The organism is Paraburkholderia sp. (genome assembly GCF_035656215.1).
GTDB lineage: Bacteria > Pseudomonadota > Gammaproteobacteria > Burkholderiales > Burkholderiaceae > Paraburkholderia.
Map to the genome: position 1 here is coordinate 1 of NZ_DASRSY010000085.1, position 9417 is coordinate 9417.

Here is a 9417-nt window from a genome sequence, read left to right on the forward strand (position 1 = left end):
CCTTGCAAGGCGGCCGGTATCGCGGCGGCGTCGATGCCGGCGCGTTGAGCGAGAACGCAGGCCTCAGCGATGCCCGCGATGGTCGTTACGACAATCGCCTGGTTCGCGAGCTTGGTCGCTTGTCCCGCGCCGGTGGTGCCCATGCGCGTGACACGCGCAGCGTAGGCGCGCAGCAACGGTTCGACTGCGGCGATATCGTTCGCGTTGCCGCCGCACATGATGGCAAGCGTGCCCGCCGCCGCGCCTGCCGTACCACCGGACACGGGCGCGTCGATCCACGCGTCGCCAGTCAGTTCATGCCAACGCCGGGCGAGGCGCCGGGTCTCGGTGGGGGAGATGGTCGAATGGTCGATCAGAAAGCGCGGTGCGTTAGAGGCATGCGCGAGTCCTTGTGCACCGAAGACGACGTCTTCAACCGCGTGGCCATCGCCGAGACACAGCATCACGACGTCGCTCGTCTCGGCCAGATGCCTCGGCGAGTCGCTGACGACACCGCCCTCTGCTGCCAGCGCCGCCAGTTTCGCCGACGATCGATTCCACACCCGCAGCGTGTGTCCGGCCGCGAGCAACCGCCAGGCCATCGGCTCGCCCATCTTGCCGATGCCACAAAAACCGACGCGCGGAGCACCCATCGCGATGCCGACGCTCATGCCTCATCCTCACCGATCGACGCCTCATACGGCCACGCCACGGCGCCCGAGTGAGTCACCGCGCCGAGATTCGCCGGCCGCACCAGCGCTTCGTATTTCTCCAGTACGCCGCCGAGGCGACCCCGTGTAAACGGCACGGCCTCCCTGGCGCGCCGCGCGAGTTCCTCATCGCTCAATTCGACGTCGAGCGTGCCTTTGTGCGCGTCGATATGAATCCGGTCGCCGTCTCTGAGCAAGCGAATCGGGCCGCCTGCCGCCGCTTCCGGTCCAACGTAGCCGATGCACATCCCGCGCGTCGCGCCTGAGAAGCGTCCGTCGGTCAGCAGCGCAACTTTTTCGCCCATCCCCTGACCATAGATCGCCGCCGTCACGCTGAGCATCTCGCGCATGCCAGGGCCGCCCTTCGGCCCTTCGTTGCGGATCACGAGCACGTCACCTTCCTGGTAGGTGCGCTTCGACACGACCGACATGCACGCCTCTTCGGTTTCGAACACGCGCGCGGTGCCGCTGAAGACCATGGACTTCAAGCCCGCGGTTTTCAGGCACGCGCCATCCGGTGCGAGATTGCCGCGCAACACCACCAGCCCGGCGTTCTCGCTCAGTGGCTCGTTATGCGGACGGACGACGCGCCCATCGGGGCCTGCGAACGCCTTCAACGCGGTTTCGAGCGTTTCGCCGGTTTGCGTCAACGTATCGCCATGCAGGAAGCCGCCCGCGAGCAGCGCATTCAGTACCGCCGGCACGCCGCCAACGTGATACAGATCCAGCGCGAGATACTTGCCGCCCGGCTGCAGATCGCCGATCAACGGCGTGCGGGCGAGCACTTCCGACACATCGTCTAACGTAAAGCGGATACCCGCTTCGTGCGCGATCGCTGGAATGTGCAACGCCGCGTTGGTCGAACCGCCGGTGGCGGCCACTGCCGCGCACGCGTTTTCCAGGCTCTTGCGCGTGACCAGATCGCGCGGCAGCGGACCGCCATTTTTCAGCGTATTCATGACCGTTTCGCCGGCACGGCGCGCAATCGCAATGCGCTCGCTGTAGACGGCAGGCACCATCGCCGAGCCGAGCGGCGCGAGACCGAGCGTTTCGGCGACCATCGCCATCGTGTTCGCGGTGAATTGTCCGGGGCAAGATCCCGCACCCGGTGTGCAACGCTTCTCGATGCCACGCAAGGTTTCGAGCGACATGTCGCCGCGTTGCGCTGCGCCGACCGCTTCGATCGCGGTCAGAATCGTCGCTTGCGTGCCGTCCGGCGCGATGCCCGGCAACATCGCGCCGCCGAACAGAAATACGCCCGGCACGTTCACCCGCACCATGCCCATCAGTATGCCGGGCAGCGTTTTGTCGCAACCGGCCACGCCGACGAACGCGTCGTAGCAATGGGCGCGCACGAAAACCTCGACGCTGTCCGCGATGATCTCGCGCGACACGAGGCTAAAACGCATGCCCGAATGATTCATCGAGGTGCCGTCCGACACCGAAATCGCCGAGCCGCGAATCGGCACACCGCCGCCCGCCGCGACGCCGAGGCGCACGTTGTCGGAAACGGCTGCCAGCGACATCGAGCACGGCGTGTTTTCGCCGAACGTATCGACAATCGCAACGAAGGGCTTTTCGATCGCCGCGTCGTCCATGCCCGTCGCCCGCAGGAATGCGCGATGCGGCGTGCGCGTGATGCCTTCGGTGACGGTGCGCGAGCGGTGTTTGTGAAGATTGCTCATGATTTTTTCCTGTACGTATCCGTAGGCTGTACGTTCAACCGTTCAGCAACATGCCGTTCTCGGCGGCGATCACCTGGCCAGTCATCGAAGGCGCATGCGCGACGATGAACCAGGCAAGGTCGGCGATCTCGCCGGGCTGCGACACGCGCTTGAGGGGCGCGACATTCGTCATGCTGTCGACGATCTTCGCGTACGCCTCTTCACCCAGCACGCGACGCGGCAAGCCGTCGTCCACCATGCCGGGCGCCAACGCATTCACGCGGATATGCGGCGCGAGATTGCGGGCAAGCGAGAGGGTCAGCGTATTGACCGCGCCCTTCGAAGCGGCATAGGCAATCGAAGAGCCCGTGCCGTTCAGCGCGGCCAGCGACGAAATATTGATTACCGCCGTGCTATGCGAAGCGGTCGATGAATCGCGCAACACGGGCACCGCGGCGCGCGTCATTTGAAACATGCCGATCAGGTTCACGCGATACACGCGCTCGAACTCCATGTCGTCGACGGCGGCCAGATCGCCGTGCGGGATGAAACGCGTCGTGCCCGCGCAGTTGATCAGCGCGTCGATGCGCTGCCACTTCGAGGCCACCGAGGCGACCGCTTTCACGCACGCCGCGTCGGAACCGACGTCGACGTCGAACACCAGCGTCTCGGCGCCGAGTTGTCTGCATTGCGCTTCGACAGCCAACGCCGCTTCGCGCGTGCTGTCGTCGAAGTTACCGATCGCCACGGCCCAACCGGCGCCCGCAAAGCGCAACGCGGTGGCCGCGCCGATGCCGGTGGCCGCGCCAGTGACCATACAAACCTGCTGCGTCATTCTGTTCTCCTCATGCTGCTTTGCGTGTGGCCGGCATCGCCAGCACGATCAGCGCAGCCAGCACCAGCGCGCAGGCGAGCACGATCATGCCGGGCAGCAAGGTGCCGGTCGTGTCCTTCAGAAAACCGATCACGTACGGGCTTACGAAGCCCGCCAGATTGCCGGTGCAGTTGATCACCGCGATGGCCGCCGCCGCGCCCACGCCGCCCATCAGCGCGGTCGGAATGCCCCAGAACACCGGCGCAATCGAATTAATGCCAATCGCCGCGACCACCAGCGCCGCCATCGAGAGCCATACGTGTTGGCCGAGCAGCACCGAAGCCAGCATGCCGATGGCACCCAGCACCGCGCACACGGCCACGTGCTTGCGCCGCTCGTCGTGTTTGTCGGCGTGACGCGCGATCAGGATCATCGCGACTGCGCTGATCAGCGACGGCACCGCCGACAGCAAACCGATATTCGCCACGCTCACCACACCGCTCGCGCGGATCATGGTCGGCATCCAGAAGACCAGGCCGTAGTTACCCATCGCGATGCAGAAGTACAGCAGGCCGAGCAGCCACACTTTCGGATTGGTAAACGCGCCGCGCACCGTTTGATGAGCACGCGTTTGCGCATCGGCTTCGAGGTCGCGTGCGAGCAGCGCCTTTTCCTCTTTGTTCAGCCAACTCACCGACTCGATGCGGTCGTGCAAGACGAAAAACGCGGCGATGCCGACCACCAGCGACGCGATGCCCTCGATCAGGAACAGCCACTTCCAACCAGCGAGCCCATGCACGCCAGCCAGTTGCTGCATGATCCAACCCGACACCGGACCGCCGATCGCACCCGACACCGGAATCGCCGCCATGAACAGCGCGATGATCTGCGAGCGCCGGTTCGACGGAAACCACGTCGACAGATACAACACGATGCCGGGAAAGAAGCCCGCCTCGGCAACACCGAGCAGAAAGCGCAACACGTAGAACGAGGTCGCGCCGCTCGCGAACATCGTCAGACACGAGACGATCGACCATGTGACCATGATCCGCGCGATCCAGATGCGTGCGCCGACGCGATGCAAGATGAGGTTGCTCGGCACCTCGAAGATGAAATAGCCGAGAAAGAAGATACCGGCGCCCGCGCCGTACACGGTCTCGCTCAACGAGAGATCGGTGAGCATCTGCAACTTGGCGAAGCTCACGTTCACACGATCGATATACGCGACGATGAACGCGAGAAACAGAAACGGCACGATGCGCCAGGCGAGCTTGCGATACAGCGCCATGCGTTCTGCGGATTCCGCGGGTTCTGCGGGTTTATTCGGCACAGCGGGCTGCTCGGCGCCGCCGTATAGAGGGGTGCTCATGCTTGTCTCCTTCCGCGCGCTTGAATGCGCGCTGTGGTCGCGGCGATGCGGCGCATGGAGCGACTCCGGTTATACCCTGAGTCATGCGATCGAAGCCTGGCTGCTATGCTCGACCCACTCGCTTCACGCTCTACCGTCCTGCTGATATTGGAGATTAGCCGGATTGAGCGCCATACCGCAAATCACTGTTTTGGCGCAGGTCATTACCATTCAGTTATGTCCATTGGGTAAACACAGATGGCAACTACCGAAAACGACGCAATCGACCGCTTCTTCCGCAGCGGCCTGAAACTGCCGCACCTACGCATCCTCGCGAGTCTCGCGGAACTCGGCCAGGTGACGCGGGTTGCGGCCGCCTTCCACGTCACGCAGCCGGCCATTTCGAAGCAGATCGGCGAGATCGAAGAAGCGCTCGGCGTGCCGGTCGCCCGACGGGTCGGCAACGCGGTCGAGTTGACCAGTATCGGCAAGGTGATGGCCGCGCGTGGCCGGGAAGTCCTGCGACACATCGAACTGGCACGCCGCGACGTCAGCGCGTTGACCACCGGCACGGCCGGTCACGTGCGCTTCGGTGCAGTCGTGACGATTCCGCAGCCGCTGATCGCGCATGCGGTCGAACTGTTCATGCGCCGCGCGCCGTCGGCGACACTGTCGTTTGTGGAAGCGACGCTCGACAAGCTGATCAAGATGCTCGACGAAGGCGAGCTCGATCTCGCCTTAGGCCGTAACCGGCTCGCCGACAACCAGGGCATGTTGCGCCAGCAGACGTTGCATCGCGAGCCCTTCGTGTTTGTAGTGGGCGCGAGCCATCCACTCGGCAAGGTAGATATGCCGGTGAGCTGGAATGATCTGCGCTCGGCGCGCTGGATCACGCCGCTGCGAGGTTCACCCGCTTTCGCGACGCTGGCCGAGACACTCGCCGGACAAGGCATCCCGCTCGATCGCGGCGCGGTCGAATCGAGTTCGTTGACATTGAATCTGTCGCTGCTGATCGGTGGCGACTTCGTATCGATCCTGCCGCTGTCGGTCGCGCGGCATCACGTGAGCCGTGGACGCATGCGCGTACTGCCGCTCGCGCCGCTTGAACCGTTAGGTGAAGTGGTGCTGGTGTGGCGCGCGGATACCTCCGCGCCGGCGGCAGATCTGTTCAGCGAGTGCTTGCGGGAGTCGTCGTCGGAATTGCTGGATGGTGAGGCGGAATGATGCGTGTGGGCTCACGTGTCGCTGATTGCCCGTCGGCTCCCGAATATTCTCACCTTTGAGCTTTTTGAAGGCATTCGGAAAGCCGGCCGCCGTCAAGGCCGCCGGCTCGTTCAACCAGGTAATCAGAACTTGTGGCGAATACCCACGATCGCCAATTCCTGGCTGTTCGTCCCTGAATTCACGCCGTAACTGCCGATCGAGGCTTGCGCGCTCACCACCTTGCCGCTCGCGTTCAGTGTGTTGCCGCTCGCCTTCTGGTAGCCCGCCAGCGCGTACAGTTCGGTGCGCTTCGACAGTGCGTAATCCGCACCGAGGTTGACCTGGTTGTAATGCGCCGAGCTCGGGCCCGTCAGCGACGTGTAGTTGTATCCCACCCCCGTGCGCAAGGCCGGCGTGATCTGATAGTTGAAGAACACCGAGCCGGTGTTGAACTTGGCCGTGTCGCGGAACGCGGAGAACGCATCGTTCGCGTACTGCGTGTTCGAGTAAGCCGCGCCGATGGTTGCCGCGCCGATTACGTACTGTCCGCCGACACGTACGATCTGAATCGACTTCGCACTCGCAAAGCCCGCATTGATCACCGTGTTGAACAGCGAATCGGAACTGCTGGTCCACGTGCGCACATTCGCCGTGGTCGTGTTGCCGCCATTCGCGTAGAAGTAGCCTGCGCCGAGCGACAGCGGACCATTCGCATAGCCCGCGCCAAAGCTGTACGTCTGACCGTTGCCGGTTGCACCGGCCACACCGCCCACGCCGTACAACGCTTCCACCTGGAAGCCGGCGAACACCGGGCTCACATACTTGACCGAGTTGCTCACGCGCAGACTGTTGTCGTAATTGTCGAGGTCGCCGGGCGTGGCGAACACGCCGCCGAAGTAGTTGTCTTCAGTGAGGCCTTGAACCAGATCGACGATCGGATCGTATTGACGTCCCAGCGTGACCGCACCCCACGTGCCGCTCGACAAGCCGACCACCGCTTTGCGGCCGAATTCGCGGCCGCCTTGGCCGAGCGCGCCCGTACCGACGTTGAAGCCGTTCTCGAGCTGGAACACCGCGGCAAGACCGCCGCCCAGGTCTTCAGTGCCCTTGAGACCCCAGCGGCTGCCCGACAGGTTGCCGCTGCTGAACTTCACGAGCGACGACTGATTCTGGCCGTTCGCGCCTTGTGCGTTATGCACGTAAGCGATACCGGCATCGACGATGCCATACAGCGTGACGCTGCTTTGCGCCTGGGCGCCGGCAGCAAACAGAAGACCGGCAGGCAATGCGAGGAGAGAAAGACGTTTCATTTTGTGAGTTCCCGTATCAATGTTCTATTTGTTTAAATCTGGCGAAACGATACGAGAGGAATTTGCGTCGGCAAACGAACTAATTCTTCGATGAATATGAAAGCGACAGTCGCGTGGCCGCTTCTAAGGCCACGTATTGGTGTGCTTATTGGCGTGATATCACGCCGGGACGGCGGACAATTCGGAGGGCGCGTATTTCGAAGTCGCGAGGACTTCGGCGGGAACAGGTACATGCGCGCGCCGCACCAGTGCGCCGCTGCGGAACATCAGGAGATCGCCTGGCTCGCAGGCGGTCCATACTTCATCGGTGAGCGGTGTGGTGGCGATCACCGCCGTGCGATCGGACGGCGTGCCACGCTCGGCGAAATCCACCGTCAGATCGCCGTCGACGAGACGTGCGCTCGAAAACGGCCAGTGACGTATCACATACGAGAGACGCGTCGAGCAATACGCGAATTGTGCCGTGCCGTTCGAAAGCACGAAGTTGAAAATGCCATACGGGTTCAGTGTGCGTGTCGCCTGCTCGATAACCTGGAACACGGCGTCGATGTCCTCCACGTCCGCGTCCATATCCATATCCGTGTCCGCGTGCGTGGCGAAATGCGCGTAGAGACGATTCATGATGAAGCAGAACGCCGCTTCGCTATCGGTCGTACCCACCGGGGCATACGGACCTTGCTCCGGTTCACCAAGCGGTTGCAGGTCGCCGTTATGCGCGAACACCCATTGCTGGCCGCGCAACGTGCGCATGAACGGGTGGCAGTTTTCCACGCGCGCGCTACCTTGAGTCGCCTTGCGAATGTGCGCGACGACATTGCGCGACTTGATCGGATAGCTCTTCAGAAACTCCGCCACCGGCGACTGATACGCGGGCTTTTCATCGACGAACACGCGGCACGCGCGATCTTCGTAGAACGCCACACCCCAGCCGTCGACGTGATGATCGGTGAGGCCACCGCGTGCGGCAAAGCCGGTCAGGGAGAAACTGACGTCAGTGGGTTCGGCGCAGCTGAGGGCGAGCAATTGGCACATGTCCGCAGCCGTCCTACGCCCATTGCGCCGGAAGGTGCGTGAACGTGACGACATCCGCGGTTGCGGCGCCTGCGTTTTTTGAAGTTTTCGCGGCCATCACGTGTCATCCCAGTCGTTCACATTCAGTGGGAGACTAGCGTGTTTCAACCGCCGCCGTTATAGCGAATCATGCTTTGCAAATCACTGGCGCGCGGGCTCCCGAAAACCCTCACCTTTGGCCGGAGCGCCGCACGTGCAGCGTCTAGCTCGCCAGCTTGCGGAACGTTTCCAGCACCGCGTCGCCCTTGAACGGCTTGACGATCCAGCCTTTCACGCCCGCCGCCTTGCCGCGCTCTTTCATTGCCGGGCTGCTCTCGGTTGTCAGCATGATGACGTTGACGGTCGTGTTCGCGAGTTCGCCGCGAATCTTCTCGACCATCGTCAGGCCGTCCATGTTCGGCATGTTGACGTCGCTGATCACCAGCTTGATGCCGGGGCTGGCCTTCAGTTTGGCGAGGCCGTCCTTGCCGTCCACCGCCGTGTCGACGTCCAGACCGTTCTTCTTCAGAAAGCCGGCCACTTCGTCGCGCACCGTGCTCGAGTCATCCACCACCAGAATTTTCGACATGTTTTTTCCTATGACAACTTTCAGAACAACTCCAGCACACCGCTGGTTTCTTCGATCGCGCCCGTATCCGCCACAAAGTCGATCAGTGCATGCGCGCACACGCATACCGTCGCGGCAAGCTGCACGGAACCGTTAAGCGTGATCGAATACGACGACAGAAAACCCGGCTTCAATTCGGACAGATGCCCCAGACAACGCGCACTCAATACATAAGGCGTCGACATGCCGAGGTCCGGGAAATAACGCAGCAACTCCTGATTCATCGCACCGCAGCACAGATTGCAGATTTCCAGAAAAGCGCCCTGAAACGGCCGCTCATCGATCTCATTCAGGTAGTAGTCACGGGTACTGCCGTTTTCGTCGAAGTGCAGGATCAGCAGCAGTCTGAACACGATCGACGAGATGGTCAGCACGACCACCTGAGTGTCCTTCGTCGCGCCCGTACTCGCCTCGGCGAGCGGCACGATCTCGCACGTATCGCCGGCATCCTGCGGCAAACGCGCCTGCGCCGCCTTGCGGAAAATGCGGTCGAAGCTGTCCTTCGCGTTGCCCGTGATCACATCGACACCTGGTGCAGCTTCGCGTGGAACTGATTGGCGAGCGACTCAACGCTGGAGAGCGACGCCGCGATCATCTTGCCACCCGCCTGGATGTCCTGGAACGTGGAGGTGGTGGTCAGGTCGTTGCGATGCAGGCTGTCGCGATAGCTCTTCGACAATTCCTCAGAACGCGCCGCGAGTGCCCGCACTT

Annotated in this window: 9 protein-coding genes and 1 pseudogene; 1 reads left to right on the plus strand and 9 read right to left on the minus strand. The window is 62.7% G+C overall.

The window, feature by feature from the left end; all coding sequences use genetic code 11:
• The 4 genes from VFE81_RS04780 to VFE81_RS04795 form a co-directional block, all read right to left on the minus strand.
• Nucleotides 1-650 (minus strand): NAD(P)-dependent oxidoreductase (locus tag VFE81_RS04780; RefSeq protein ID WP_325043498.1); only part of this gene is annotated, 650 nt, incomplete at its 3' end.
• Entirely contained in the window at nt 647-2374 is a 1728-nt protein-coding gene (gene ilvD / locus VFE81_RS04785; RefSeq protein WP_325043499.1) for a dihydroxy-acid dehydratase, read from the minus strand. The genes ilvD and VFE81_RS04780, both read right to left, overlap by 4 nt.
• Before the next feature lie 34 nt (nt 2375-2408).
• A complete protein-coding gene (locus VFE81_RS04790; RefSeq protein ID WP_325043500.1) occupies nt 2409-3188 on the minus strand; it encodes an SDR family oxidoreductase in 780 nt (259 codons plus the stop codon).
• 10 nt (nt 3189-3198) lie between these two features.
• Nucleotides 3199-4536, minus strand: a complete 1338-nt coding sequence (locus VFE81_RS04795; RefSeq protein WP_325043501.1) for an MFS transporter — start codon at nt 4534-4536, stop codon at nt 3199-3201.
• Between the two features lie 237 nt (nt 4537-4773).
• On the opposite strand from VFE81_RS04795, the gene VFE81_RS04800 reads away from it, so the two are divergent.
• On the plus strand, nt 4774-5739 hold the full coding sequence (locus VFE81_RS04800; RefSeq protein WP_325043502.1) for a LysR family transcriptional regulator: 966 nt from the start codon (nt 4774-4776) through the stop codon (nt 5737-5739).
• A gap of 122 nt (nt 5740-5861) precedes the next feature.
• Here VFE81_RS04800 and VFE81_RS04805 read toward each other — a convergent pair whose 3' ends face one another.
• The 5 genes and pseudogenes from VFE81_RS04805 to VFE81_RS04825 form a co-directional block, all read right to left on the minus strand.
• A complete protein-coding gene (locus VFE81_RS04805) occupies nt 5862-7028 on the minus strand; it encodes a porin (RefSeq protein WP_325043503.1) in 1167 nt (388 codons plus the stop codon).
• Nucleotides 7029-7187: 159 nt separating this feature from the next.
• Nucleotides 7188-8060 carry a class II glutamine amidotransferase gene (locus VFE81_RS04810; RefSeq protein WP_325043504.1) on the minus strand — a complete coding sequence of 291 codons (873 nt, stop codon included), beginning with the start codon at nt 8058-8060 and terminating at the stop codon, nt 7188-7190.
• 241 nt (nt 8061-8301) lie between these two features.
• Nucleotides 8302-8667, minus strand: coding sequence for a response regulator (locus tag VFE81_RS04815; RefSeq protein WP_028196001.1), 366 nt, complete (start codon nt 8665-8667; stop codon nt 8302-8304).
• A 20-nt stretch (nt 8668-8687) separates the two neighbouring features.
• On the minus strand, nt 8688-9227 hold the full coding sequence (locus VFE81_RS04820) for a hypothetical protein (RefSeq protein WP_325043505.1): 540 nt from the start codon (nt 9225-9227) through the stop codon (nt 8688-8690).
• Nucleotides 9224-9417 (minus strand): annotated as a pseudogene (locus VFE81_RS04825) (chemotaxis protein); the annotation flags it as partial. The pseudogene VFE81_RS04825 and the gene VFE81_RS04820, both read right to left, overlap by 4 nt.

Bases quoted from the DNA above. Each gene is read 5' to 3' on its own strand.
- ilvD (WP_325043499.1), bottom strand. From the start codon at position 2,374: ATGAGCAATCTTCACAAACACCGCTCGCGCACCGTCACCGAAGGCATC.
- VFE81_RS04790 (WP_325043500.1), bottom strand. From the start codon at position 3,188: ATGACGCAGCAGGTTTGTATGGTCACTGGCGCGGCCACCGGCATCGGC.
- VFE81_RS04795 (WP_325043501.1), bottom strand. From the start codon at position 4,536: ATGAGCACCCCTCTATACGGCGGCGCCGAGCAGCCCGCTGTGCCGAAT.
- VFE81_RS04800 (WP_325043502.1), top strand. From the start codon at position 4,774: ATGGCAACTACCGAAAACGACGCAATCGACCGCTTCTTCCGCAGCGGC.
- VFE81_RS04805 (WP_325043503.1), bottom strand. From the start codon at position 7,028: ATGAAACGTCTTTCTCTCCTCGCATTGCCTGCCGGTCTTCTGTTTGCT.
- VFE81_RS04810 (WP_325043504.1), bottom strand. From the start codon at position 8,060: ATGTGCCAATTGCTCGCCCTCAGCTGCGCCGAACCCACTGACGTCAGT.
- VFE81_RS04815 (WP_028196001.1), bottom strand. From the start codon at position 8,667: ATGTCGAAAATTCTGGTGGTGGATGACTCGAGCACGGTGCGCGACGAA.